The 26,117-nt window shown below is 72.7% G+C and carries 22 protein-coding genes and 1 riboswitch; of the genes, 8 read left to right on the top strand and 14 right to left on the bottom strand.

Annotated features, from left to right (window positions below; translation table 11 throughout):
* Positions 1–773 (top strand): ATP-dependent DNA helicase (locus E1166_RS16870; RefSeq protein ID WP_243710389.1); only part of this gene is annotated, 773 nt, incomplete at its 5' end.
* 184 nt (positions 774–957) lie between these two features.
* Here the strand turns inward: E1166_RS16870 and E1166_RS16865 are convergent.
* Positions 958–2,292 carry an AI-2E family transporter gene (locus E1166_RS16865; protein WP_132340002.1) on the bottom strand — a complete coding sequence of 445 codons (1,335 nt, stop codon included), beginning with the start codon at positions 2,290–2,292 and terminating at the stop codon, positions 958–960.
* 121 nt (positions 2,293–2,413) lie between these two features.
* Here E1166_RS16865 and E1166_RS16860 point away from each other — a divergent pair, with 121 nt between their 5' ends.
* Both E1166_RS16860 and E1166_RS30995 read left to right on the top strand, forming a co-directional pair.
* A complete protein-coding gene (locus E1166_RS16860) occupies positions 2,414–2,761 on the top strand; it encodes a co-chaperone GroES (RefSeq protein WP_132268049.1) in 348 nt (115 codons plus the stop codon).
* 106 nt (positions 2,762–2,867) lie between these two features.
* The gene (locus tag E1166_RS30995) at positions 2,868–3,035 is read left to right on the top strand and encodes a hypothetical protein (protein WP_165942676.1); all 168 of its coding nucleotides are present in this window, start codon (positions 2,868–2,870) and stop codon (positions 3,033–3,035) included.
* Between the two features lie 49 nt (positions 3,036–3,084).
* Here E1166_RS30995 and E1166_RS16855 read toward each other — a convergent pair whose 3' ends face one another.
* Positions 3,085–4,536: a PrsW family intramembrane metalloprotease gene (locus E1166_RS16855; RefSeq protein ID WP_132340000.1), complete on the bottom strand. Its 1,452-nt coding sequence runs from the start codon at positions 4,534–4,536 to the stop codon at positions 3,085–3,087.
* 31 nt (positions 4,537–4,567) lie between these two features.
* Positions 4,568–5,800, bottom strand: coding sequence for an FUSC family protein (locus E1166_RS16850; RefSeq protein WP_243706342.1), 1,233 nt, complete (start codon positions 5,798–5,800; stop codon positions 4,568–4,570).
* 115 nt (positions 5,801–5,915) lie between these two features.
* Between E1166_RS16850 and E1166_RS16845 the strand changes: the two genes are divergently transcribed.
* Positions 5,916–6,563, top strand: coding sequence for a metal-dependent phosphohydrolase (locus E1166_RS16845; protein ID WP_132339998.1), 648 nt, complete (start codon positions 5,916–5,918; stop codon positions 6,561–6,563).
* A gap of 86 nt (positions 6,564–6,649) precedes the next feature.
* Positions 6,650–8,050: an FAD-linked oxidase C-terminal domain-containing protein gene (locus E1166_RS16840; protein ID WP_132339996.1), complete on the top strand. Its 1,401-nt coding sequence runs from the start codon at positions 6,650–6,652 to the stop codon at positions 8,048–8,050.
* Positions 8,051–8,064: 14 nt separating this feature from the next.
* Here E1166_RS16840 and E1166_RS16835 read toward each other — a convergent pair whose 3' ends face one another.
* Both E1166_RS16835 and E1166_RS16830 read right to left on the bottom strand, forming a co-directional pair.
* Entirely contained in the window at positions 8,065–8,574 is a 510-nt protein-coding gene (locus E1166_RS16835) for a hypothetical protein (protein ID WP_243710388.1), read from the bottom strand.
* Positions 8,575–8,663: 89 nt separating this feature from the next.
* The gene (locus E1166_RS16830; protein ID WP_207914280.1) at positions 8,664–10,481 is read right to left on the bottom strand and encodes a glycerol-3-phosphate dehydrogenase/oxidase; all 1,818 of its coding nucleotides are present in this window, start codon (positions 10,479–10,481) and stop codon (positions 8,664–8,666) included.
* Positions 10,482–10,905: 424 nt separating this feature from the next.
* On the opposite strand from E1166_RS16830, the gene E1166_RS16825 reads away from it, so the two are divergent.
* Positions 10,906–13,329, top strand: a complete 2,424-nt coding sequence (locus tag E1166_RS16825) for a S8 family serine peptidase (protein WP_132339990.1) — start codon at positions 10,906–10,908, stop codon at positions 13,327–13,329.
* Positions 13,330–13,407: 78 nt separating this feature from the next.
* Positions 13,408–13,647: a hypothetical protein gene (locus tag E1166_RS16820; protein ID WP_243710387.1), complete on the top strand. Its 240-nt coding sequence runs from the start codon at positions 13,408–13,410 to the stop codon at positions 13,645–13,647.
* A gap of 91 nt (positions 13,648–13,738) precedes the next feature.
* Here the strand turns inward: E1166_RS16820 and groL are convergent, their stop codons facing one another.
* From groL to E1166_RS16800, 4 genes are all read right to left on the bottom strand, one after another.
* Positions 13,739–15,361, bottom strand: a complete 1,623-nt coding sequence (gene groL / locus E1166_RS16815; protein WP_132339988.1) for a chaperonin GroEL — start codon at positions 15,359–15,361, stop codon at positions 13,739–13,741.
* 277 nt (positions 15,362–15,638) lie between these two features.
* A complete protein-coding gene (locus E1166_RS16810; RefSeq protein ID WP_132339986.1) occupies positions 15,639–16,952 on the bottom strand; it encodes a hypothetical protein in 1,314 nt (437 codons plus the stop codon).
* Positions 16,953–17,133: 181 nt separating this feature from the next.
* The gene (locus E1166_RS16805) at positions 17,134–17,634 is read right to left on the bottom strand and encodes a hypothetical protein (RefSeq protein ID WP_132339984.1); all 501 of its coding nucleotides are present in this window, start codon (positions 17,632–17,634) and stop codon (positions 17,134–17,136) included.
* A 133-nt stretch (positions 17,635–17,767) separates the two neighbouring features.
* Complete coding sequence (locus E1166_RS16800; protein WP_132339982.1) at positions 17,768–17,971, bottom strand: cold-shock protein; 204 nt, start codon at positions 17,969–17,971, stop codon at positions 17,768–17,770.
* Positions 17,972–18,190: 219 nt separating this feature from the next.
* On the opposite strand from E1166_RS16800, the gene E1166_RS16795 reads away from it, so the two are divergent.
* Positions 18,191–18,721, top strand: a complete 531-nt coding sequence (locus E1166_RS16795) for a GNAT family N-acetyltransferase (protein WP_132339980.1) — start codon at positions 18,191–18,193, stop codon at positions 18,719–18,721.
* A gap of 169 nt (positions 18,722–18,890) precedes the next feature.
* Here the strand turns inward: E1166_RS16795 and paaN are convergent, their stop codons facing one another.
* The 5 genes from paaN to E1166_RS16770 all read right to left on the bottom strand — a co-directional run bounded on the left by paaN (position 18,891) and on the right by E1166_RS16770 (position 25,882).
* Positions 18,891–20,564, bottom strand: coding sequence for a phenylacetic acid degradation protein PaaN (gene paaN, locus E1166_RS16790; RefSeq protein ID WP_207914276.1), 1,674 nt, complete (start codon positions 20,562–20,564; stop codon positions 18,891–18,893).
* Positions 20,565–20,616: 52 nt separating this feature from the next.
* Positions 20,617–21,588 (bottom strand): GNAT family N-acetyltransferase, encoded by a 972-nt coding sequence (locus E1166_RS16785; RefSeq protein ID WP_132340004.1) that lies wholly within the window; start codon positions 21,586–21,588, stop codon positions 20,617–20,619.
* 470 nt (positions 21,589–22,058) lie between these two features.
* Positions 22,059–23,348 (bottom strand): threonine synthase, encoded by a 1,290-nt coding sequence (thrC, locus tag E1166_RS16780; protein ID WP_132339976.1) that lies wholly within the window; start codon positions 23,346–23,348, stop codon positions 22,059–22,061.
* 11 nt (positions 23,349–23,359) lie between these two features.
* Positions 23,360–23,492, bottom strand: a riboswitch (SAM riboswitch).
* A 169-nt stretch (positions 23,493–23,661) separates the two neighbouring features.
* Positions 23,662–24,111 carry a DoxX family protein gene (locus E1166_RS16775; RefSeq protein WP_132339974.1) on the bottom strand — a complete coding sequence of 150 codons (450 nt, stop codon included), beginning with the start codon at positions 24,109–24,111 and terminating at the stop codon, positions 23,662–23,664.
* A gap of 112 nt (positions 24,112–24,223) precedes the next feature.
* On the bottom strand, positions 24,224–25,882 hold the full coding sequence (locus E1166_RS16770; protein WP_132339972.1) for an OmpA family protein: 1,659 nt from the start codon (positions 25,880–25,882) through the stop codon (positions 24,224–24,226).
* Positions 25,883–26,117: the final 235 nt, after the last annotated feature.

Here is a 26,117-nt window from a genome sequence, read left to right as displayed (position 1 = left end):
CCGCCAGCACCGCCCGGGGTGACGCGGCGGCCCCCACCGCCCCGGTGGCTGCCGCGCCGGGCAGTCGGGCCGCCACCGGGACCGTTCCGGCCACCGAAGGGCCCGGCTGGCGCTCGCTGGACGTCGGTTCCCCGTTCGACTACGCCCGGCAGGGCATCCTCTACGTCGCCGCGCACCTGCCCCGCCCGAGCGTGTCCGGGCTGCCGGACGTGGCCGGCGAGGAGCTGCTGGCGCTGGTCGGCGCGCTCGGTGGGCGTACCCTCGGGCTCTTCTCGTCGCGACGGGCCGCGCAGCAGGCCGCGGAGTTGGTCCGGGGGCGCACCGATCTGCCGGTGCTGCTCCAGGGCGAGGAGGCGCTGCCCCTGCTGGTCCGTCGGTTCCGCCAGGAGCGGTCGAGCTGCCTGTTCGGGGTGATGTCGCTCTGGCAGGGAGTGGACGTGCCGGGTGACTCCTGCCAGCTCGTGGTCATCGACCGGCTGCCCTTCCCCCGGCCCGACGAGCCGCTCGCGGCGGCCCGGGCCGCGGCGGTGGACGCCGGCGGCGGCTCCGGTTTCTCGGCGGTCAGCGTGCCGATCGCGGCGGTCCGACTGGCTCAGGGCGTCGGGCGGCTGATCCGGTCCACCGGCGACCGCGGCGTGGTCGCGGTGCTCGACTCCCGGTTGGAGACCGCGCGCGGTTACGGACCGTTCCTGCGCCGCTCGCTGCCTCCGTTCTGGTACACCACCCGGCCCGAGGTGGCCCGCGGCGCCCTCGAACGCCTGGCCCAGACCTGACCAGCGCCGCCCTGACCCGTCCCTGACCCCGGGACCGGGCTGGGCTGGCACGGAATGCCGCAAACGGCGGCGGGAGACGACGCAGAACGGCGCAGCTAGCGGCGACCCCGCGAGCGACCCCGCGGACGCCGACGGCGAACCGGCGACGTTCGCGGGGCCACGCGGGTGCCGACGGTACGGCAGGTCAGGGTGCCTGGGCGGCGACCACCACCGCGTCCGGCGGCGTGTCCGGCACGGAACGGGCGGCCAGCCGGCGTACGGCGGTGTTGAGCACCGCGATCAGCGGCACCGCGACCAGCGCACCGGTGATGCCGGCCAGCACCACGCCGGCCGCGATCCCGATGATCACCGCGAGCGGATGGATGGCCACCGCCCGACCCATGATCAACGGCTGGAGCACGTGCCCCTCCACCTGCTGCACCCCGATCACCACGCTCAGAATGATCAGCGCGGTCACCGGGCCGCTGTCGACGAGCGCCACCAGCACCGCCACCCCGCCGGAGAGCGTCGCCCCGACGATCGGGATGAACGCGCCCAGGAACACCAACGCGGCCAGCGGGAACGCGAAGGGCACCTTGAAGATGACCAGGAAGATGCCGATCCCGACCGCGTCGATGAAGGCGACCAGCACGGTGGCCCGGACGTACGCGCCGAGCGTGGCCCAGGAGGCCCGGCCCGCGTCGTCGACCTTCCAGCGCGCCGCCACCGGCAGCAGCCGGACCAGGAAACGCCAGATGTTGGTGCCGTCACGGAGGAAGAAGAAGGTGGCGAAGAGCACCAGGACGGCCCCGGTCAGCACCTCGGCGAGGGTGGTCGCGGTGGAGAGCGCGCCGCTGGTGAACCGTTCGGTGTTGGCGTTCACCCAAGCCTGACCCTCGTCGATGTACCGGTCGAGCTGGTTGTCCGACAGGTGCAGCGGACCGGTCTTGAGCCAGTTCTGGATCTGCCGTACGCCCTGCGACGACTTCTCGCTCAGCTCCGGCACACCCTGGATGAACTCGTTGACCACCAGGGTCAGCGTGCCGACCACCGCGGCCAGGCCGCCGACCAGCACCACTCCGGTCGCCAGCGACCTCGGCAGCCGCAGCCTCAGCAGCCAGCCCACCGCCGGCGCGAGCAGCGCGGAGAGCAGCAGCGCGACCGCCAGGGGAATGACCACGATGCTGATCGTCCCGACGATCTTGAGTAGCGCCCAGGCCACCACACCGATCACGATCAGTCGCCAGGACCAGGCCGCCGCGATCCGCAGTGCGTGCGGCACGTCGGCGTCGTCGCGGCTGGTCGTGGAGTTGTGCAACTCGCCGGGGGGCTCGGCACCGACGACGGTGGCCGACGGCGCCGCCACGGGCCCGGGGGACGCCGGCGAGGCCACCCCCGACTCCGCCGAGCCCCCGGTGGCGCCGGTGCGGGCACCGCGCACCGACTCCCGTCCCGACTCGTACGCGCGGCGGAGTCCGGCGCGTACCCGCTCGAAGCGGCTCAAGCACACCTCCTGGGAAGAAACCGGGCCGCCAAGCACGACGGCCCGGACAGGGTACGTCCGACAGCCTCACCGTATGGCAGTTCCGCCACACGGTGCCCCGGCTGGCCGGGCTCAACCACCAGACGACCGTAACCGGGGCACGCGGTAGCGTCTTCGCGTGACCGCCGACCAGAATCTCGACTCCGGCCTGCCGATCCGCCTGCTGCACGACCGCGTGCTGGTGCGGATGGAGGGAAGCGAGGGCGAGCGCCGCTCCACCGCCGGCATCGTGATCCCGGCCACCGCCGCCATGGGCAAGCGGTTGGCCTGGGCCACCGCGGTGGGCGTCGGCCCGCACGTCCGCTCGATCGTCTCCGGTGACCGGGTGCTCTTCGACCCGGACGACCGTTCGGAGGTGGAGTTGCACGGCCGCGGGTACGTGCTGCTGCGGGAGCGTGACGTGCACGCCGTCGCCGCCGAACGGGTGGAGAACGAGCCCACCGGCAACACCGGCCTCTACCTGTAGCCGCCCGACCGGGTGATCCGTCCGCCGTCCCCGCCACCGGGGCGCGGCTGTTTGTGCCGCTTCCCGGTGGGAAGCCAGGCGCATCCAGCGCCCCTGGGGAGGGACGATGCCGGTACTCGTGAAGAAGCTGCTGCTCTGGGGCGGCGTCGCCTTCCTGATCTACTTCATGGCGTTCCGGCCCGACGGCGCCGCGCAGATGTTCAAGGCGATCGGGGCGGGGTTGATGGCCATGGCCCAGGGGCTCGGCGACTTCCTCACCACCCTGATGACCTGACGGGCGGTTTGGCCTGATCCGCGCCGAGCAACAACGGGCGCGAGCCGGCTCAGGGCCGGCCGGTCGGCCACGGCGCGGCCGGACCCGGGCCGGGCCAGTGGGACGGGCCGTGACCGGCCGGGTGCCCCGGGTACGGCGGCGGCGGGACCAGCACCACCGGGATCGGCACCACCGGCGAGTCCGGGGCCTCGACCGGGCGCTGTGACCCGTCCGGGAAGCGCAGGTGGTAGCGCTGCCCGTCCCAGGTCCCGACCGGGGCCTGCGGATCCCGTCCCACGAAGAACGACCGGTACGCGCTGATCGCCTCCAGCAACTGCCGCTCCTCCTGGGCGGTACGCTCCCGATCGGCCACCTTGCGGTCCAGTCCTCGACGCATGCCGTCGCGCAGCAACGCCAGCCGGGTGGCGGCGAACTGGTAGCCGCGCATCGCCCGCAGGCCCGGCTCACCGGCGACCCGGCGGGCCCAGACCCGCGCCGCGTGCCGCCGGCCCAGGCTGCCCAGCGCGGCCACCTCCGGCGGGGTGAGCCAGCCGGCCCGGACATAGTCCGGCAGGACCCGCTCGGTGAGCCGCCCCTCCCAGGCACGCAGCCAGACCGCGAAGCCGACCATGCCGAAGAAGATCGGCACCATCAGCGCGACGATGCCGAAGAAGAAGATCGCCGCCTGGCCGGTGGCCTGCACCAGCGACGGCAGCAGGTTCCAGGTGCCGTGCAGGATCATCGCCAGCAACAGGCCGGCCGCCGGGGCGAGGACGCGCACCCGCCGGTCGGCGGTACGGGCGGCGATGCCGAGTCCCACCCCGGTCATCGAGGTGAAGAGCGGGTGGGCGAAGCCGAAGAACAGGATCCGGGTGATGAAGATGATGATGACGTTGCGGACTCCGGTGGCCGGGCCCCACTCGTCGACACCGGAGGCGTAGCCGAGACCGCCCAGGTAGAGGATGTTCTCCACCATGGCGAACCCGACCGCGGACAGGCCGCAGTAGACCAGACCGTCGGTGATGCCGGACCATTCGCGGCGGCGGAAGACCAGCAGCAGGATCGGGCCGAGCGCCTTGGTCAGCTCCTCGATGAACGGGGCGACCAGCACCGCGGTCAGCGCCGAGGGCAGCTCCCAGCGCTCGAAGAGCTGCGCGCCGGCGTTGTTGACGGTCAGTGACGCCGCGGTGGAGACGAACGCCCCCCAGGCGAAGCAGAAGACCAGATACTTCAACGGTTCCGGTTCGTACCGGTCGAGCCAGAGGAAGCACGCCACCAGGACCGGCACCGGCAGGACCGCGGCGGCGACCCCGACCAGCAGCGCGTCCAGGCCGAGGTTGGTGCCCAGGGTGTAGAGCATGTAGACCGCGCAGGCGGCGATCAACAGCACCACCCCGGTCAGCACCAGCACCCGTCGCCAGCCGAGCCGGCGCGACGGCATCCCGGGCGCGACCGCTCCCGGTGGTGGGACGGCGGGCGCGGTCGGCGGCGGCACGGGCCAGCCGGGCGGGGTGACGGCCATGCGGTCAGCGTAGTCACTCGTGTCGGGCGGTTCAGCCCACCGGCGGAGCGGCGGGCGGCTTCGGGGCCACGGACTGCCCCGCCGACTCGCCGGCCGGCTTCTCCTGGTCGCCGAAGGACTGCCGGACCAACCGGTTCGCGTCCTCCTGGGAGATGCCGGAGGCGACCATCAGGTCGCTGGCGGTGGTGCGCACCTGGGCGATCACGACGCTGCCGGAGAAGCCGACCCCCTGCGCGTACGCCCGGCCCGCCTCGCTGACCGCGCGCAGCGACCGCTCCCGCGCCCTCCTCGGTTCCTCACCGGCGGCGAACTCGTGCCGCAGCAGGCGTACCGACTCGGCGAGATGGGCCACCGCGTCGGGCATCGGCTCGGGAATCGCCTCCTCGTCCTCGATCAGGGTGACCGCCCGCCGGATCAGGGTGCCGCTGTTGCGCATCGCCCGGTCGACCGGGTCGGCCGCCTCCGCGTAGTGGGTCAGCTCGTCGCGGCGGTGCCAGCGCGCCGGGGAGATGGTGATGGTCTCCTTGGCGCCCTCGATCGCCTCGGTGAAGGCGGCCAGCTCCTCCTTGTTCTCCCGGAGCCGTTCCAGGGCACGCTGGGCGCTGTCCCGGTCCCGCTCGCGCAGCGCCGCGGCGCAGTTGTCGAGCTGGTTGGCGAGGAGGTCCAGCGCGGGCCGGGCAGCCCGGTTGATCACCCGGAGCGGGTTGAGCGGCAGCAGGATCGCCGTCACCAGCAGCGCGATCCCGCCGCCGACGAAAGCGTCGACGAAGCGGGGTATCTCCAGGTCCTGGGTGGATGGGCTGAGCGTGACGATCAGCACCGCGGTGGCCGCGGCCTGGATGACGATGGCCACGCTGCCGCCGAAGAAGATGGTCAGCACGATGGCCGAGGTCACCACGAGCCCGAGCTGCCAGCCGCCCGTGCCGAGGAGGTAGATCAGCACGTCGCCGAGGAAGACCCCGACCGCCACCCCGATGATCAGCTCGACGGTGCGACGCAGGCGCTGGCCCACCGAGGCGGCCAGGGTGCCGACCGCCGAGATCGGCGCGAAGACCGGTTGGGGGTTGTTCAGCAGCTCGTATGCCGCGAACCAGGCCAGGGCGGCGGCCACTCCGGCCTGGACGGCCAGGCCGAACGACATGCGGACCCGGTGCAGCCGGTCGTGCAGGGTGGCCCGACCCCGGTGGCGCAGCTGTTCCAGGGCCGCGGCGATCCGCGCGGAGTCGACGTCCGTCGAAGCGTCGCGCAGGCCGACCCGGCGCATCAGCGACGGTCGTCGGTCCCGGGCCACGGCCATGGCCGGGACTACCCACGCCGGTGCGGTTCATTCCGCCGGACGGATTCGTAGCCACCCGCCGCGGTGCGGCAGACTCGGCGAGGTGAGCGAGCTGATCGGGCGCTGGCGGACGGCGGCGCGGGGCGCCGGGGCCACCGGCGACGACCAGACGTTGACCCGGGCCGGCGAGGAACTGCTCGCCCGCTGGCGGGAGCCGCACCGGCACTACCACACCCCGCGCCACCTCGCCGCCGTGCTGGATGTCGTCGACGGGTACGCGACGTGGGCCGAGCGGCCGGATCTGGTCCGGCTCGCCGCCTGGTGCCACGACGCGGTCTACGACCCGCGCGCCGTCGGTGACGCCAACGAGCGGGACAGCGCCACACTGGCCGATGCGCTGCTGACCCGGACCGGGGTGCCCGCCGCCGCGGTCGCCGAGGTCCGCCGGCTGGTCCTGGCCACCGCCGGGCACGCGGTCACCGCCGACGACCGGGACGCGGCGCTGCTCTGCGACGCCGACCTCACCATCCTGGCCGCGCCTGGGCAGACGTACGACGCGTACGCCGCCGCGATCCGCCGGGAGTACGCGCACGTACCGGAACCGGACTTCCGCGCCGGCCGCGCCCGGGTGCTGGAGTCCCTGCTGGCCCTCCCCGCGCTGTTCCGGCTGCCGCCGCTGGCCGCAGCCGGGGAGGCTCCCGCCCGCGCCAACCTCGCCCGCGAGCTGGCCGCCCTCCGCCGATTGGGTTGATCAGGCACGGGTACGACCACGCCGCCAGGCCGACCGGTCGCACAACGACATGGCCGCCCCTTCCGCCGGCGATTAGCCTTCCCCGCATGGTTGGCTCCCCTCTCCTCGACGACCTGCGCGCGGCGCTCGGCGACGACGCCGTGCTCACCGACCCGGATCTGCTGCGGGTGCACCGCCGCGACGAGGCGGACCTCTGCCCCGCCGGGACGCCGCTGCTGGTGGTCCGGCCGCGCAGCACCGAGGAGGTGGTGGCGGTGGTCCGGGCCGCCGCCCGGCACGGCGTACCGGTGGTGCCGCAGGGGGCGCGGACCGGCCTGGCCGGCGCGGCGAACGCCGTCGACGGCGCGCTGGTGCTGAGCACGGTGGCGATGGACGCGATCCGGGAGATCGACCCGGTGGGCCGGATCGCCGTGGTGCAGCCCGGGGTGGTCAACGCCACCCTGGCCGGCGCGGTGGCGAAGCACGGCCTGCGCTACCCGCCGGATCCGGGCTCCTGGGAGTCCTCCACCATCGGCGGCAACGTCGCCACCAACGCCGGCGGGATGTGCTGCGTCAAGTACGGCGTCACCACCGAGTACGTGCTCGGGCTGGAGGTGGTGCTCGCCTCCGGTGAGGTGCTGCGGACCGGTCGGCGCACCGCCAAGGGCGTCGCCGGGTACGACCTGACCCGCCTCTTCGTCGGTTCGGAGGGCACCCTCGGGGTGATCACCGAGGTCACCGTGTCGCTGCGGCCGGTCCCCGAGGAGTCGCTGACCATGGTGGCGGTCTTCGGTTCCACGGCGGAGGCCGGGGTGGCCGTCGCCGACATCGCCGCCCAGGGGCTCAGCCCCAGCCTGCTGGAGCTGCTCGACCGGACGCACCTGCGGGCGATCGAGGCGTACCGGCCGATGGGGTTGCGCACCGACGCCCGGGCCCTGCTGCTGGCCGCCGCCGACACCGGCGTACGCGCGGCCGACGACCTGGCCCGGCTCGCCGAGGTCTGCGCGGCGGCCGGCGCCGAGGAGGTGTACGCGGCCACCGACGCCGTCGAGGCCGCGGCGCTGCTCCAGGCCCGCCGGCTGGCCCACCCGGCGATGGAGAAATTCGCCGCCGAGGCGTTTCCCGGCGGCAACGGCGGCCTGGTCATCGACGACGTGGCGGTGCCGCGGGGCGCCCTGGCCGCGCTGCTCGACGGGATCGCCCGGATCGCCGAGGAGTGCGACGTGCCGATCGGCGTGGTCGGACACGCCGGGGACGGCAACATGCACCCGAACATCGTGGTCGACCGGGCCGACCCGGCCAGCGTGGCGCGGGGCCGGCGGGCCTTCGACGAGATCATGCGGCTCGGCCTGGCGCTCGGCGGCACCTGCACCGGCGAGCACGGCGTCGGGCTGCTCAAGCGGGACTGGCTGGCCCGGGAGATCGGCCCGGTCGGGGTGCGGGTGCACCAGGCGATCAAGGCGGCGCTCGACCCGGAGGGGCTGTTCAACCCGGGCAAGGTGCTGTGAGCCTGGCCCCGGCCTCAGGCGGTCGGCTCCGCCGGGGTGGCCTGGGTAAGCAGCAGCAGGATCTCGTACGCCACCGGCGGGCGCTCCTCGCCCGGGCAGTCCTGAGAGGTGATCAGGCCGACCGTGGTGAGCAGGCTGGACGTCAGCGCGTCGATGCAGGTGGCTCGGTACTGCCGCACCTGGTCGGTCTCCTGGGCCAGCCGGGGATCGGCGAGCAGCCCGTGCAGCCGCTGCACCTGCTCCGGTTTGAGCGTCCCGGTCGACGTGACCCCGTCACCGGCGCAGTCGTCGCACGTCCACCGGCCGTCGGGCTCCACGTCGAGTGAACGGAGTGGGCCGTCCTGACCGAGCTTCTGCACCAGACTGACCCGGTTGGCCCCGGAAGAACCCCCGGCACCGGTCCCCTTCGGATCCCGGGTGGATGTCTCGTCCCCGACGAACACCGAGCAGGCGGTCAGGGTGACCGCCAGGACGACGGCACCGGCGCAGACCGTGAGCACACGGAACCACTGAGTGGGAGCCACGCGCGGCAACTTACCCCACCGTAGGTAAGCGTTGGTACCCATCGGACGGACAACCGTCGATATCTGAGGTGTTTCGTCGCCCCGGCCGGTCACCGGGAGGAGGTCGGGAGTTCCACGCTGTCTCCGTCGGCGCCCCGATCGGCGGCGAAGCCGCGTACGTCGGGTGCGCCGAGCCGAGCCGCGTCGGCCGTGGCGTCGTCCGGCATGAGTTGCGACTCCCGTTCCGCCTCGACCCGGGCCCGGTAGTGCGCGACCTCCCGCTGGCGGATCGCCGCGTCCCAGCCCAGCACCGCGCCCATCAACTCCGCCGCGTGCTCCGCCGACTCCAGTCCTCGGTGGCCGGTCTCGATGGAGATCCGGGTACGCCGGGTCAGCACGTCCTCCAGATGCAGCGCCCCCTCGGCCCGGGCCGCGTACGTCACCTCCGCGGCGAGGTACTCCGGGGCGCCGGCCAGCGGCGAGGCGAGCAGCGGGTCGGCCTCGATCAGCGCCAGCAGTTCCAGGGTGAGGGTGCCGTACCGTTCCAGCAGGTGCTCGACCACCCCGACCGGCACCGCGTGTCGGCGGGCCAGGTCGGCGCGGTCCCGCCACATCGCCGCGTACCCGTCGGCACCGAGCAGCGGCAGGTCGGCGGTGCGGGACGGCCGCACCCCGCCCAGCCGGTAGGCGGCCCGGTCGACCACGTCCGAGGCCATCACCCGGTACGTCGTGTACTTGCCGCCGGCGACCAGGAGCAGCCCGAGCATCGGCTCGAAGACGGCGTGCTCACGGGAGAGCTTGGAGGTGGAGTCCGCCTCGCCGGCCAGCAGCGGGCGCAGCCCGGCGTAGACGCCCTCGATGTCCGCGGTGGACAGCGGCCGGTCCAGGACGGTGTTGACCTGGTCGAGCAGGTACTGGATGTCCCGCGCGGAGGCGGCCGGGTGGGAGCGGTCCAGCCGCCAGTCGGTGTCGGTGGTGCCGATGATCCAGTGCCCGCCCCAGGGGATCACGAAGAGCACGCTGGTGGCGGTCCGTACGATCAGCCCGGTCTCCCCGACGATCGCCGAGCGGGGTACGACGAGGTGCACCCCCTTGGAGGCGCGGACCCGGATGCCGGGACGCAGCCCGACGTCGTTGAGCATCCGCGACATGTCGTCGCTCCACACGCCGGTCGCGCCGATGACCGTCCGGGCGCGTACCTCGAACTCGGAGTCCGGGGAGTCGGTGGCCGCCTCCAGGTCACGGACCCGGACCCCGGTGACCTCGCGGGCCTGCCGGATCAGCCCGACGGCCCGGGCGCTGCTCACCACGGTCGCGCCGAGGCTGGCCGCGGTGCGGGCCAGGGTCACCACCAGCCGGGCGTCGTCGACCTGACCGTCGTAGTAGCGGATGGCCCCGGCCAGCCCCTCGGCTCTGAGGCTGGGGAAGATCCGGCGGGCGCCCTCGCGGGTCAGGTGCCGGTGCAGCGGCATTCCCCGGCCACCGCCGAACACCCCGGCGAAGGCGTCGTAGGTGGCCACCCCCGCGCCGTAGTAGGCCCGACGGAAGGCCCGGGCCGGCAGGTCGCGCAGGCCACGTCCGGCAGGCAGCGGCACCAGGATCGGCACCGGCCGTACCAGGTGCGGGGCGAGCCGGGTGGCGAGCAGACCGCGCTCGGTCAACGCCTCGTGCACCAGGTGGAACTCCAGTTGCTCCAGGTAGCGCAGGCCGCCGTGGATCAGTTTGCTGGATCGGCTGGAGGTGCCGGCGGCGTAGTCGCGCGCCTCGACCAGGGCCACCTTGAGCCCTCGGGAGGCGGCGTCGACCGCGGCGCCCGCCCCGGTGACGCCACCGCCGATGATCAGCACGTCGAACCGCTCGGCGCGCAGCCGGCGCAGGTCCGCGGTGCGGCGCTGTGGGGAGAGCTGGCCGGCGGTGGATCGGGTCACGTTGGGGTCGCGCACGCGTCCACGGTAACCGCCCGGGGGCGCGAGCAGCAGAGGTGGAGCCGGAGCGGACCCCGCCAGCCCCGATCAATCACCCTGAGTGATGAGAGGTATCCCTCGATTCTGGCATTGGCGACCACATACCGGGCATCATGATCCACTGCCTCCCCCCGGATCGCCGGCTCGGATCCCGGAGGACCAGCCCGACCGCCTGCCACCGCCGCCGGCTGCCGGGCTCCGCCGACCCGGAGTCCCGCACCGCTTTGCTCGGCTGCCACCGACACGTCACCCCCGCCCACCTTGGACATTCAGCTACTCACCGTCACCTCTTACTCGCCTTACTCGCCGTCGACCCCGACCCGGCGGCGCGGGTACGACCGGCACGGTGACCACGCGGCGATGCGGCCGTCTGTCGTACTGTTTCCGGATGCGGGCCCAGGCAGCTGACTCCGGACGCGACGGCGGACAGCGGTCGGGAAACCCGTGGGTGGTGCTGGCGGCGGTGCTGGCCGGCGTCTGGACGGTGGCCACCACCGCCCTGTTCCAACTCGCCGGATGGCTGGCCGACCAGATCCGGCTGGCCAGCGGCCTAAACCGGTGGGTGTGGCTCTGGCCCCTGGTCGGCGCGATCACCGTCCTGCTGATCGGACTACCCGCCCTGCTGCTGACGCTGCTGCCCCGCTCGGCCGCGGTGCGCACCACCGGACGCGCCTGGCTGGCCGCCGCGGTCGCCCTCGCCGCGTTGGGGGCGTTGCGGGCGCTGCCGCCCGTACACCACGAGTTGTACCTGACCGCGTTGGCCGCCACCGCGCTCGCGCTCGCCGTCGTCGCCGCCCGGCTGCCCCACCTCGGTACCACCGGGCCGGCCCCGGCGGACCACCCGGCGGCCACAGGCGACAGTCGGCGGGCAAGCCCGGTGAACCTGCTCGCGGTGGCCGCCGGGCTGGCCCTGCTGCTGCCGTGGGCCTGGCTCGGCGCGCTCGGCGGCCTGCTGGAGACCCTGGTCGCGGCGGCCGCCGCGGCGGCCCTGGGCGTACTCGCCGGGGCGCTGCTCGACGAGCGGTTCTGGCCGCCGTTCGCCTTCACCGCACCGCCCCGACCGGCCCGGTCGGTTCTGGTCGGCGGCCTGGTCGCCGGGGTGGCCCTGCTGCTGCTCGCCGCCGGGACCGGCCAGTCCGGGGCGCAGCTACCGGCCCTGCTCACCGTGCCGCCGGTCGCCTTCACCCTGGCCGCCCTCCGAGTCCTGGCCCGCCGCACCGGCGCGACCGGTACCGTCGGGATCCGCTGGCTGGTCGGGCTGGCGCTGCTCGGCCCGCTGGCCTTCACCGACCCGGAGGAGATCTCCGTCCTGCTGGCCACCACCCGGGACGTGCCGTTCTGGGTGGCGGTCGCCGCCGCCGGCGGACTCGCCGTCGCGGTCCTGCTCGCCGTCGGGTACGGCGTGCTGCTGGCCCGTCCACGCGGCCCGGTGCCGAGCCGGCGGGTGGCCGCGCTGGTCGCGGCGGTCCTGCTCGGCACCATCGGGGTGGTCGACCTCGGCCTCGGGCAACCCGGGTGGCACGGCGAACGGCTGCTGGTGGTGTTGCGCGAGCAGGCGGACCTCTCCGGTGTCCCCGCCGGTACGCCGGGTCGCGCCGGCCGGGACGCCCGCGCCGCCGAGGTGTACCGGCGACTGGTCGCCACCGCCGAGCGGACCCAGGGCGACCTGCGTCGGGAACTGACCCGGCTGCGGCTGAACCCCACCCCCTACTACCTGGTCAACGCGATCGAGACCGACGGCGGTCCGGTCGTACGGTCCTGGCTGGCCGGCCGGCCCGAGGTGGACCGGGTCCTGGTCAGCCAGCAGCCCCGCCCGCTGCCGGCCCCGGCTGCGACCAGCACCGGCGATCGGCCCGCACCCACCGGCCCCACCTGGAACATCCGGATGATCGGCGCCGATCGGGTCTGGTCGGAGCTGGGGGTCACCGGCACGGGCGTGGTGGTGGGCAGCTCCGACTCGGGCGTGGACGGCCGCCATCCGGCGCTGGCCGGCGGCTTCCGGGGTGGCGACGACTCCTGGTACGACCCGTGGGAGGGTGCCAGGTCGCCGTACGACAGGGGCGGGCACGGCACCCACACCCTCGGCAGTGCCGTCGGCCGGGACGGGATCGGCGTCGCCCCCGGCGCGGGTTGGGTGGGCTGCGTCAACCTGGACCGCAACCTGGGCAGCCCGGCCCGCTACCTGGACTGCCTCCAGTTCATGTTGGCCCCGTTCCCGCCGGGCGGTGACCCGTTCACCGACGGTCGTCCGGCCCGGGCACCCGACCTGCTGACCAACTCGTGGGGCTGCCCGTCCATCGAGGGCTGCGACGCCCGGGCACTGCGCCCGGCGACCGCCGCGCTGGCCGCCGCCGGGATCCTGGTGGTCGCCGCCGCGGGCAACACCGGCCCGTACTGTGGCTCGATCGCCGATCCGCCCGCACCGTACCCGGACGTGCTGACCGTCGGCGCGGTGGACCGGCAGCGGAAGGTCGCCGAGTTCTCCAGCCGGGGGCCGGCCACCGGCGGGGCGACCAAACCCGATCTGGTCGCGCCGGGCGCCGACGTGCTCTCCGCGATGCCCGGCGGCGGGTACGCCACCCTGGCCGGCACCTCGATGGCGACCCCGCAGGTGACGGGGGTGGTGGCGCTGATGTGGTCGGCCAACCCGGCACTCGTCGGCGACCTGGAGCGCACCAGGCGGATCCTGCGGGAGACCGCGAAACCCGCCGCGACGCCGGCCGGCCCGGACGCCTGTGCGGCGGGTCCCGCCGCCGAGGGCTCGGGGGTCGTCGACGCGTACGCCGCGGTCCGGGCGGCCCGGGCCGGCTGACCGGGTCGATCCCGACATCCCACGGTTCACCCGCGCCGGTGACCGCTGGCCCCTACCGTTTCGGTAGAGGAGGCGGTCATGACCACGGACGACGAGCAGAGCGACGACACGGTGCCGGACCCCTGGGCGCCGGTCGGCGACCCGCCCACCCCGGTGCCGTTCGACCGCCGGGACTACGGCGACGCCGAGCAGTTGGCGGAGCTGGCCGGCGCGGACGAGGCGGCCGACGAGCCGGTCACCGTGGTCGACGAACCTGTCCCGGTGCCCCCGCCGTACGACCGGGCGCAGAAACGGCGCAACGAGCGGGCACTGCCCTGACGGGCAACCAGCGGACACTGCCCTGACGGACGCGGAAGGGGCGGACCGCTGACGCGGCCCGCCCCTTCTCGGCGTACTGGTGGAGCTGGACTCAGAAGTCCATGTCCCCGCCGCCCGGACCGGCCGGGGCGGCCGGGGTCTTCTCCGGCTTGTCCGCCACGACGGCCTCGGTGGTGAGGAAGAGCGCCGCGATCGACGCAGCGTTCTGCAGCGCCGAGCGGGTCACCTTGGCCGGGTCGATGATGCCCGCGGCCAGCAGGTCGACGTACTCGCCGTTGGCGGCGTTGAGGCCGTGGCCCGGCTCGAGGTTGCGGACGTGCTCGACGACCACGCCACCCTCCAGGCCGGCGTTGACGGCGATCTGCCGCAGCGGGGCGTCCAGCGCGATCCGGACGATCTGCGCGCCGGTCGCCTCGTCGCCGGTCAGGTCCAGCTTGTCGAAGGCGGTCTTGCCGGCCTGCACCAGCGCGACGCCACCACCCGGGACGATGCCCTCCTCGACGGCGGCCTTCGCGTTGCGGACGGCGTCCTCGATGCGGTGCTTGCGCTCCTTCAGCTCGACCTCGGTGGCCGCGCCGACCTTGATCACCGCAACACCGCCGGCCAGCTTGGCCAGGCGCTCCTGCAGCTTCTCCCGGTCGTAGTCGGAGTCGCTCTTGTCGATCTCGGCCCGGATCTGGTTGACCCGGCCCTGGATCTGCTCGGCGTCGCCGGCACCGTCGACGATCGTGGTCTCGTCCTTGGTTACCACGACCTTGCGGGCGCGGCCCAGCATGCCGAGGTCGGCGGCGTCCAGCTTGAGGCCGACCTCCTCGCTGATGACCTGGCCACCGGTGAGGATGGCGATGTCGGTGAGCATGGCCTTGCGGCGGTCACCGAAGCCCGGCGCCTTGACGGCGACCGACTTGAAGGTGCCCCGGACCTTGTTGACCACCAGGGTGGCCAGGGCCTCGCCCTCCAGGTCCTCGGCGATGATCAGCAGCGGCTTGCCCGACTGCATGACCTTCTCCAGGATGGGGAGCAGGTCCTTCACCGACGAGATCTTGCTGTTGGCGATCAGGATGTACGGGTCGTCGAAGACGGCCTCCATACGCTCCGGGTCGGTCATGAAGTACGCGGAGATGTAGCCCTTGTCGAAGCGCATACCCTCGGTGAGCTCCAGCTCCAGGCCGAAGGTGTTGCTCTCCTCGACGGTGATGACGCCTTCCTTGCCGACCTTGTCCATCGCCTCGGCGATGATCTCGCCGACGCTGGTGTCACCGGCCGAGATGGAGGCGGTGGAAGCGATCTGCTCCTTGGTCTCCACGTCCTTGGCGAGCTTGAGCAGCTCCTCCGAGACGCTGGCCACGGCGGCCTCGATGCCCCGCTTCAGGGCCATCGGGTTGGCGCCGGCGGCCACGTTGCGCAGGCCCTCACGGACCAGGGCCTGGGCCAGGACGGTCGCCGTCGTCGTGCCGTCACCGGCGACGTCGTCGGTCTTCTTCGCGACCTCCTTGACCAGCTCGGCGCCGATCTTCTCGTACGGGTCCTCGAGCTCGATCTCCTTGGCGATGCTCACACCATCGTTGGTGATGGTGGGGGCACCCCACTTCTTCTCGAGCACGACGTTGCGGCCCTTGGGGCCGAGGGTCACCTTCACGGCGTCGGCGAGCTGGTTCATGCCCCGCTCGAGGCCGCGGCGCGCCTCTTCGTCGAACGCGATCATCTTGGCCATACGGCGTTGTCCTCCTGGACACTCACGGGCCACCCGAGTGTTTGTGCCCCGGATGGGCCGCCTGGTGTACGCACCTTGGGACGTCGCCACCTGGCGACGACGACGTCCTTCGGCCGGGCCGGATAGCCCGCGACGACCGGCCATGTGCCCCGGAGACGTTGCGGAACGCCCCCGCGGCCGTGGCCCCACCGCCCCGACCATTGGCACTCACATGATGCGAGTGCCAATGACTTGTTTAGCACTCTCCCATGCCGAGTGCAAGCACACTCCGGATCGCTCAGCCCAGTTCCGCCGCCAGTCGGGCGGCGTCCACCGGGCCTTCGTGGGCCCGCTGCTCGGCGTACGTGGCGACCAACCCGACGAGCTGGGCCAGCTGGAACGGCAGGGTCAGCACCCCGGCGACCAGGATCAGACCGGGCACCGCCACGGCCGAGCCGGGCGAGGCGAGCGGATCGAGGCCGAACGGCGCGGTGACGATCTCCTCCAGCATTCCCCCGCCCACGGCTCCGACGAGCATCGCCAGCGCCACCAGGCCGACCCGGCCGAGGGTCAGACCGAGCCGGTCGTGGAAGAAGCGGAAGGACCGGCCGATCGGGTTGTGCCGTTCGAAGAGATAGACCGGGCCGGCCAGGGCGAGCGCGAAGGCGAGGTAGACGCCGGGCAGGACGAAGAGGCACACCCCGGCCACCACCAGCAGCGAGACCAGCAGCTGCCAGCCCCACAGACCGAGCGCGCGGCGCAGACCGTAACGGAGTGCGCCGGCGAGGGCGACTGGCTCACCGGCGGCCTGACGGGTCACCACCCATGTGCCACCGGCCCAGCCGACACACTGCACCAGGCTGGCCAGCAGACTGACCACGCCGACGGCGCCAACGAAGACGACGAACCCGCGGAGGAAATCGTCGCCCAGGGAGCCGTCGGCCGGGAGCGGCTGCACCAGGGCGGACGGTCTCAACCCGAGGGCCGCCAGGGAGATCACCAGGCTGGGCAGCACCTGGGTGAGGAACAACAGCGGCACCAGCAGCCGCCACCCCCGACGCACCACCCCGGCGCAGCGCGCGAACCAGCCGTTCACCCCGGCGTACGGTGGGTTGACCAGCGGATCGTTCGGGTTCCCACCCACCGTGGGCCAGCCGTACGGGACCTGGCCGCCGTAGGGCGGGTAGCCCGGGTACGGCCCGGCACCGGGCGGCATCGCCGGGTACGGCCCACCCGGGTACGGGCCGGCACCGGGCGGGAGGGTGTGGGGTGCCGGCGGCGCGGCCGGATGCCACGGGTACGGACCGACCGGCTGACCGGCAGCGGGTGCCGGCCCGGCGGGCGGCGGCTCTGCGGGCGGCGGCTCTGCGGGCGGCGGCTCTGCGGGCGGCGGCCCGGCGGGACTCTCGCCCGCCTCCGGCCGGGACGGCCCGGTCACGTCGGCGGCCGGCCGACCCGACCCGTCGGAGCCCGGCGCGGAGTGCGCGTCCGACGGGTCGGGGCCGCTCGACTGCCCGGGCGCCGCCGGGCCCGAGGCATCGGGCTGATCGCCCGAGCCGGGCGAGGCCGCGCGGCCGGGCTCGGGAGCACCCGGTGGGGACTGGTCGGACATGAGCACTCCTCGGCGGCGACAGCTGGAAACGACTCACGATCTTTCCTGGTGCCTGCCACCCACCGCTGCCCCGCCGGGCAGGGTGCGAGCCGTTCCGAAGCCGGCCTGTCCACTCGGCTCCGTGCGGAGGTGACGCCGCCGCCAGTCCGTCGCCCAGAGGTCGCGGCAGGCCGGCCGGAAGCTATCCGCTACCGGCCTCACCCGGCAGCAAAGTCGGCGAGTACCCCACGTCGAACACGTCCTCCTCTGCTTGGACGACAATCGTCAGCGTCTCGACATCGGGGACTTTGTGAAGCCAGATGAGTGCCGCGAAGGCGAGCATCCGCAGCAAAAAAGGATTCTTGAGTCTGAGCTTCTTCAGGTCTTCCTCGTCCTGCCCGAGGCCGATCCGGATGATCTTTTCCACGTCGCCGGCGGCAATGTCGCCCTTCGGGAAGATTCTCGACGTGAGCACGGCGGTCTTACCGATCGTCAGGAAACCAGGTTTCGGCCCCAGGCAACGTCGTATCGCCAGACGAAAAGCAGCGCTCAGGACCTCGTCGGCATCGACCCACCCCGTTCGACTCAATTCGACGCGACAACGTTCGACCTCGTCCACGTTCCTGAACGCCACCATCGCCAGGTACGAGCCGATGAGGGTGCGTGGAGCCGTCATCGTGGCCTCACCCACCTCGCCATGCACCCACAGCCCTCCGCAGACTGCGCGGGTTGAGCGACGGGTGGCAGCATTCGTCACCGGCCAAGAGACCGGCTACCGCCACATCCGAGCGGAGGCGGTCCGACCAACCGCCACCGCTCAGTGACCCGAAACCCGCTCAGGCGAGAAGGCGGACCCGCTCGGCCTGCGGCCCCTTCTGGCCCTGGGCGATCTCGAACTCCACCCGCTGACCGTCGTCCAGGGCCTTGTAGCCGTCCATCTCGATGGCGGAGAAGTGGACGAAGACGTCCTGGCCGCCGTCGACGGCGATGAAGCCGTAACCCTTTTCGGCGTTGAACCACTTCACGGTGCCCTGTGCCACGGTGCACTTCCTCACTCTGCGCGGCGTTTCACAACTCCGGACACCGGCGAACCGGCACCGGCGGCCCTCGTTCGGCGATCATCGGCGGTCGCTGAATCGGTGACCGAAATCGCACGCTACACGAAGCGTGACGACGGCGCACGGCCACAAACCGGTCAATATCCGACACGCGAGCGACGTCGCCCCCATCGGCGGCCATCGCTGCGGTAAGCAGATGTCATGACACCTGCCCCGGCCCCGCCGGACGCCCGGACGGCCACCGTCCGTCGGGTACGCCCCTCGGACGCCGCCCGGATGCGGGCGCTGCGACTGGAAATGCTCGCGGACTCCCCGCTGGCCTTCCTGGAGACGATCGCCCAGGCCGCCGCCCGCCCGCACGTCGAGTACGCCGCCCGGATCGCCCACGTCTCCCAGGGCTGCCACACCGCCCAGTTCGTCGCCGACCCGGGCGGCCGGCTGGTCGGGCACGCCGGTGGAATGGCCTCCCCCGACGAGCCAGACGTGACGGTCGTCTACGCGGTGTACGTGAGCCGGGCCTGGCGCGGCCAGGGGCTGCTCGGTCGCCTGGTCGCGGCGGTGGCTGCCTGGTCGCGGGAGTGCGGCCGGCCGGAACTGATGCTGGAGGTGGTGGTCGGCAACGACCGCGCCTACCGGGCCTACCGGAGGATCGGCTTCACCGACACCGGCGTACGCGTCCCACACCCCACCGTCTCGGCCATGCGCGAACTCCAGATGCGCCGCCCCGCCTGACCCCCAACCAGAGAACCCGACGCACGGCAGCACCCAGGAGATCAAAACCGCCACGATCCGGCTCCGCGGAGGGTGACACGGCAGGGTTTCCGGGGGAGCCCGCCCAGGCAGGGATCAAGCCTGACCGCCCGGAGTGGGTGGGCTCCCCCGGAAACCCCCAACCGCACGATCAGACGTGCCGGCGACTCTGCACGATACGGAACCGGTTCGCGACGTACCCGCCGTCGGTCAGGGCCGCGTTCGCGGCGGGGTTGGCGCCGCTGCCGTGGAAGTCGGAGAACGCGGCGGACTGGTTGACGAAGACCCCTCCGGTCAGGTTGCAGGACAGGTGCACCCCGACGTCGACCGCGGCGGCCTCGGCCGCGGCGAGCACGCTCTCGTCGGTGGAGTAGACGGCGGCGGTCAGCGCCCCCTTCGTCCCGACGGTGGCGCGCAGGATCTCCAGGCTGTGCGCGGTCGATTCGGTCGGGATGACGAACGAGATCGGCCCGAACCACTCCCGGCCGTAGACGTCGGTGTCGTCGGCGGCCAGCCGGACGATGGTCGGCGTCCGCACCACCGCGCCGGGCAGCGACGGGTGTTCGACCGTACGCGACTCCAGCACCGCCGTACCGACCTTGGTGACCTCGTCGAGCCGCGCCAGCACCCCGTCGTTGACGATCGCGCCGGTCAACTCGACGCCCCGGGCCGGGTCGGCGGTGAGCTTGCCGACCGCCGCGGCGATGCCGGCGGCCACCTCGTCGAAGCTCTTGCGCCCCTGGTCGGTGGCGATACCGTCGGCGGGAATCAGGATGTTCTGCGAGGTGGTGCACATCTGGCCGCTGTAGAGGGTGAGGGTGAAGCCCAGGTTGCGGCACATCCCGGTGAAATCGTCGGTGGAGTCGATGACGACCGTGTTCAGGCCGGCCTTCTCGGTGTAGACCGTGGCCTGCCGGGCGTTGGCCTCCAGCCAGTCGCCGTACTCGGTGGAACCGGTGAAGTCGACGATCTTCACAGCCGGGTGCAGGGCCAGGGTCGAGGCGAGCCCCTCGCCCGGGGCCTCCGGCGCGAGCAGTACCAGGTTCGGGTCGAAGCCGGCCTCGGCCAGCACCTCGCGGGCGTACCGGACGGTGATGGCCAGCGGCAGCACGGCGCGCGGGTGCGGCTTGACGACCACCGGGTTCCCGGTGGCCAGCGAGGCGAACAGCCCCGGGTACGAGTTCCAGGTGGGGAAGGTGTTGCAGCCGATCACCAACGCCACGCCGCGGGGAACCACGTGGTAGGTCTTGGTCATCCGCAGCGGGTCGCCCTTGCCGGCGCTCTTCACCCAGTCGGCCGTGCCCGGGTGCCGGGTCATCTCGGCGTACGCGTAGGCCACCGCCTCCAGGGCGCGGTCCAGGGCGTGCGCCCCGCCGGCCTGGAAGGCCATCACGAACGCCTGGCCGCTGGTGAACTGCACCGCGTTCGCCAGCTCGAAGACGTGCCGGTGCAGCCGGGCCAGGATCTCCAGGCAGACCCCCACCCGGGCGCGCGGGCCGGCGTCGCGCCACGCCGGCAGCGCGGCCGAGGCGGCGGCGACCAACTCGTCGGCGCCCGCGTGCGGGTAGCGCACGTTCAGTGCGAGCCCGAACGGGCTGCTCTCGGTCGCGACCCGGTCGGCGGCGCCGGGCTGGTCGAGGGGGAAGTCGCCGTCCAGGTACGCCTCGAAGGCGGCCTTCCCGTCGGCGGCGGCGGTGTCGCCGTACACCCGGGGGCTGGGTGACTCGGGGTAGGCCGACCAGCACCCCCGCTCGGTGATCGCGGTCAGCGCCCGGTCGAGGGTGTCGGCGTGCCTGTCGTACAGGGCCTGCGGGGTCTCCGTCATGCCCGCCATCATGCAACAGGGTGGGCCCAGATCAGTAGGGGCGTGTCACAACTCAGATCGTCAGCTGCCACTCCACCGAGGCGTCCGACGCGCGGAAGCCGAGTTGCTCGTTGATCCTGATCATGTGGACGTTCTCGGCGGCGTTGTAGGTGTCGATCGCCCGCAGGTCCGGCTCGTACGCCAGCGCCTGCTCCAGGTTATCGATCTTGGTGAGCAGGCCGAGCCGGTGGCCCCGGTGCTCCGGATCGACGATGGTGATCTGCTGCCAGGCGTGCCAGGTGCTGTTCGCGGCGAGGCTGACCATGGTCCAGGCGGCCAGCCGGCCGGTCGCCTGGTGCACCGCCCCGACGTGGTACCGACGGATTCCCCGGGCGTCGAGCGCCCGCTCGATGCCCCGGATCCGGTCGGCGTCGACGTTCTCCTGCTCCCACTCGAGGTCGCCGGTGGGCGCGTCGGCCATCAGCCGGCCCTCCAGGTAGGCGACGTCGGCGACGTACTCTTCGGGGGTGGTCTGCCGCCAGCGGACCGTACGGTAACCGGCGGCGATCCGCGCGCCGGCCGCCAGAGCGTCGAGCGCGGCCGGGTCGAGGGCGGTGGTGTCGAGCCGGCGGCGGACCGCGGCGAGCGCGGGGTGCGCGCCGAGTGCCGTGGCGAAGGCGTCCCCGGCGGGGTCCCGTGCCGGACCGCCGGGCAGGGCCGACACGGCCGCGCCGACCACCCGCTTGCGGCCGGCCTCCCGCAGCAGCCGCAGGCCGTGCTCGTGCAACGCCCGCCCCACACCGCGCCGCCGGTACGCCGGGTCGACCACCAGCTCGACGCTGGCGTTCTCGGTGTTGTCGAGTTGGGGCAGTTCGAGGCGGAGCCAGCCGGCCGGCGTCCCGTCGAGCCGGGCCAGCGCCCAGCGCACCTCGACGCCGGGCATCGGGTGCCCGACGAGTGCCTGGAACCGCCGCGGACAGTACGGCGGCAGGTCCGGCAGGCTCACCGCCTCGGCGGCGGCCCCGATCCGGTACGCCGCCGCCATGGCGGCCTCGTCGGTCGGATGAAGCGGTGCGACGTCGATGCCCACGGCACCCAGCCTGACCGCCGTACGACGAAGGGGCCAGCGAATATCCGCCGGCCCCTTCGGACGTTGGTCGGGAGGGACGTCCGCACAACGCCTCCGGCGTTGGGTCGCAAGAACTTGAAAAGTCTCCGGCGGATGCCCTCCCGCACGGAGCATCTTCCGCCGTCCCTTTCCTGCCGTCAAGTCCCCGACGGCGGGTTTTCGGCACTCACAGCAAAAAGCCAGTTACCCGGCGGATCGCCCTCATCCCCCGTTCGGGCGATCCTCCCCCGCCTACACGGCTCCGAATTGCGGCACATCGCGGCATGCAGCGCCCCGGACCCCACAGCGTGCCGCACCTTGGATTGATCAAGGGGACCGCACGGGACCAGGCCGGACAAGGCCCGCCGGGCAAGGCGAGGCAGGCGGGATCTGATCCCGCCCGCGCGTCAGGAGAGGAGGCCGGCGTCGCGGGCGGCGCGCAGCGACGGCTTGATCCGGTGGGTCGGGCCGACCTGGCCGGCCACCGCGTCGATGGTCTTCAGCCCCTCACCGGTGTTGAACACGACGGTCTCGGCGGTCGGGTCGAGCCGGCCGGACTCGACCAGCTTGCGCAGCACCGCCACGGTCACCCCACCGGCGGTCTCGGCGAACACCCCGGTGGTGCGGGCGAGCAGCCGGATGCCCTCGCGGATCTCGTCGTCGTCGGCGTACTCCATCCAGCCGCCGGTGCGGCGCACCGCCTCAAGCGCGTAGAGGCCGGCCGCCGGGTCACCGATGTTGAGCGACTTGGCGATGCCGGTGGGCTTGACCGGGACGATGGTGTCCCGGTCGTCGTGCAGCGCGGTGGCGATCGGGTTGCAGCCGGCGGACTGCGCACCGAACACCTTCCAGCCACCGGCCGGCGCCTCGACCAGGCCGATCTCGACCAGCTCACTGAACGCCTTGTCGACCTTGGTGAGCAGCTCCCCGCTGGCCATCGGGATGACCACCTGGGCGGGGATACGCCACCCGAGCTGCTCCGCCACCTCGTACCCGAGGGTCTTGGAGCCCTCGGCGTAGTAGGGGCGGACGTTGACGTTGACGAACGCGGTGTCCTCGAACTCGTCGGTCTCCACCAGCTCACCGCAGAGCCGGTTCACGTCGTCGTACGACCCGTCGATGGCGACCAGCTCGCCGCCGTACACGGCCGTGGTGACGACCTTTCCCTGCTCCAGGTCGCCGGGGATGAAGACCACCGAGGGCACCCCGGCCCGGGCCGCGTGGGCGGCCACCGAGTTGGCCAGGTTGCCGGTCGAGGCGCAGGCGAAGCGGGTGAAGCCGAGCTGGCGGGCGGCGGTCAGCGCTACCGAGACGACCCGGTCCTTGAACGAGTGGGTCGGATTGGCGCTGTCGTCCTTCACCCACAGCGGGGCGGTGACGCCCAGCTCGGCGGCGAGGTGCGGGGCGGCGACCAGCGGGGTCAGCCCCGGATCGAGGGTGACCCGGGTGGCCGGGTCCTGACCGGCGGGCAGCAGGGCGGCGTACCGCCATATGTTCTGCGGACCGGCCTCGATCTGGGCGCGGGTGACGGCGGCCAGGGCGGCGGTGTCGTAGTCGACCTCCAGCGGCCCGAAACACTCGTAGCAGGCGTGCTGGGCGGCCAGCGGGTAGCGCGCGGAACAGGCGCGACAGACCAGGGCGCGAGCGGGGCTGGTGGCGGTGTCGATGCCGGCGGGAGCGGGAAGCGTCGACGTCATATCGAGGAGTCCTCTCATCTTTCCCCGCATCGCACCGTGCGGCGGGGACGGAATTGGCACCTGCCCGCGTCGACTCGTCGTCGAGTGTGCGGGTGGTTGCCGGGGCGTCGTCGGGCCGTATCCCTCAGCCCCTCTGGATGAGGTATGCAGTTGTACGCAGGAGTCTAAGCAGATCCGGGGCGCAGGCCCAGCCGGCTTCCCACGGTGTGAGCCATCCCCCACCGCCGCAGGCGCGGGCGGCACACCCGCGCCGACGTGCAGCACGTCGTCGGAGACCCGGGGGCCGGTATCCGACGACGTGCCCGCCGCCGGGTCAGGCTCGGACCGAACTCCGGTCGGCCGTCGTCGAGCGGACCTCCTGCCCACGGCGCTGGCGGAACAGCGCGTCGAGCGCCCACGGGCCCGCGCCGAGCACCATGATCAAGGCGAACGACCAGCAGAAGAGGGCGGAGAGTTCGCCGCCGTTGCGCAGCGGCAGCAGCCCGTCGGGTTGGTGCACCACGAAGTAGGCGTACGCCATCGAGCCGGACGCGAGGAGGGCGGCCGGTCGGGTGGCGAGCCCGACCATCACCAGCGCGCCGCAGAGCACCTGGATCAGCCCGGCCCACCAGCCGGGCCACTCTCCGACCGGCACCGCTTCACCGGTACGGGGGTTGCCGCCCAGGACGCCGAAGACGGACGCCAGGCCGTGGCAGAGGAAGAGCAGCCCGATCACCATGCGGAACAGGGACAGGGCAGGGCCGTTCAACCGGTCAACATTCATCTGGTCACCTCCGGGTAGTGGGATGGTCACTCCCAATGTGAGGCATAGAATAATGGAAGTTCATCACTTTCTTGATGCCGGGAAGGTCCCAGGGGCAAACCAGCCCCACCGGTCAGCCGACCGGCACGTTCTCGATCTTGCCGAACGGCCCGGCGTCGAAGGTGACGGACCGAACACCCACCGGGGGCGCCGGTACGTACATGTAGGCCCGCTGCGGCTGCACGGTCTGCCAGCCGTGCAACTGCCCGTCGAGGTAGCTCTTCACGTTGTCGACGGTCACGAACGCGGTGCGGTACGCGGTGCCCGTCGCGGGGTCGATCACGCCGAACGACGCGTACGCCGGCCCGGGGTAGGCGGGTGACCGGAAGTAGTTCAGGCCGGGGTCGAGCCTCGTCCCGGACAGGTTCGCCAGGTCGAAGACCGCGACGAGGTAGCCGCCGTCGCGGTAGAACGGGTAGACCCTGAGGTGGAACCTCACCGGGCCGGCGGAGTCCGTCTGGCTGTCCGACGTACCGTCCCGCTCCGCCACCACCGTGCCGTCGTCGGCGCGGAACGCGGCGGGCGTACCCCCGCCCCCCGTGGCCTGCGTGGTCGTGGCGCCGTCGGGACCAGCGGTGGCGGTGGCCGGCTTCCGCGGATACGTGATCTCGACCCGGCGGTTGCGGGCGCGCCCCTCGGGATTGTCAGAGCCGTCCGGTTTCCTCTCCTCGGCCACCGGCTGGGACTCCCCCTTGCCGGAGACCGTGAACTGCCAACCGCCGCCGAGCGCGGCCCGAAGCTGCGCCTCGACCGCCTGGGCGCGCTGCTGGGACAGTCTCTGGTTGTCGCCAGGGGAGCCGACCCCGTCGGTGTGCCCGATCACGGTGATCGGCCGAGCCGGATCGGCGCCGTCCGTGATCTCCTTCGCCGTCTCGGCGAGCAGCGTCTTCGCCCTACCCGTCAGGGTCGCCCTGCCGAAGTCGAACAGGATGTCCGAACGCAGCGCCACAGATCTCTGCGCCGGGGAGGACAGGGTTTCCCGCTCCGGGCCGACGACCAGCCCGGACACGTCGGCGACCAGGCTGAACGCGTCAGCGGGTGGCTCGACCGCGGGCAGTTCGACGGTCGCCCCGGGCGGATGCGGTGAGTTGATCGCCAGGATCTGCTGAACTCGGGCGCGCGCGTCCGCCGCCGCGGGTGTGGCGGTGTAGCTTGCCTCGGTGACCGGCACGCCGGTGAACTCACCCGTCGTGCCCGGGGACAGCACGGTCACCGCCGTGACGCTCTGCGGCAACGGTGGAAAATAGACGACCGCCGAGTAGTGCACCCCGGGCTGTAGCTTGACCTCGTTGAGGCGGCTGCCGAAGCCCAGGCCGTACACGTTGTCCAGCCGGTACGCGTGGTAGAGCTTGCCGCCGACCGGGTCCAGCAGCTTGAACCCGACGAACGAGTAGTCCGAGCTGGAATCGCCGAACCGGTCGATGCCCAACTGCTCGGTGGCTTCCAGGTTGGTCACGGTGACCCGCAGCACCGTCCGCTTCGGGTCGCGCAACACGCCGTCGATCTGGACCCGGGACCTCGCCTCGTTGGTTCGGCTCACGTCGAAGATCCCGTCGCGGGCGATGTTCGACGTCCGCCCGAGCGCGCCCGCCGCGCCGCTGCTCGCGGGGGTACCGGCGGGCGTGTCACCCGTCCCCGTCCTGCCGGTGCACCCGGTCATCGCGGCAAGCAAACCGACAGTGAGCACCAACCGCTGGCCAAGGACCGTCATGTTGCTCTTCAGTTTCGGCACGGACGAAGTATCCAATCGGGCGAAAGTGTCGACGACATCGAGACCACCCACGCCGCCCCCCGGACAAGGTGGGCTGTGGCACGATCCGACGGTGACGAGGGCGAGGGCGGGTCGGCTCTGCGCGACAGCCGTCGCCGCGCTGATGGCCGGATGCACGACCGGCACCGAACCTGCCACCACACCGGCGGGCCCTTACCCGACGACCGGTTCGCCCACCGCCCCCACCCGGCCATCC

Source organism: Micromonospora sp. KC213 (assembly GCF_004348325.1).
In the GTDB taxonomy this organism is placed as follows: domain Bacteria; phylum Actinomycetota; class Actinomycetes; order Mycobacteriales; family Micromonosporaceae; genus Micromonospora.
This window is presented reverse-complemented; position numbering and strand designations above follow the sequence as displayed.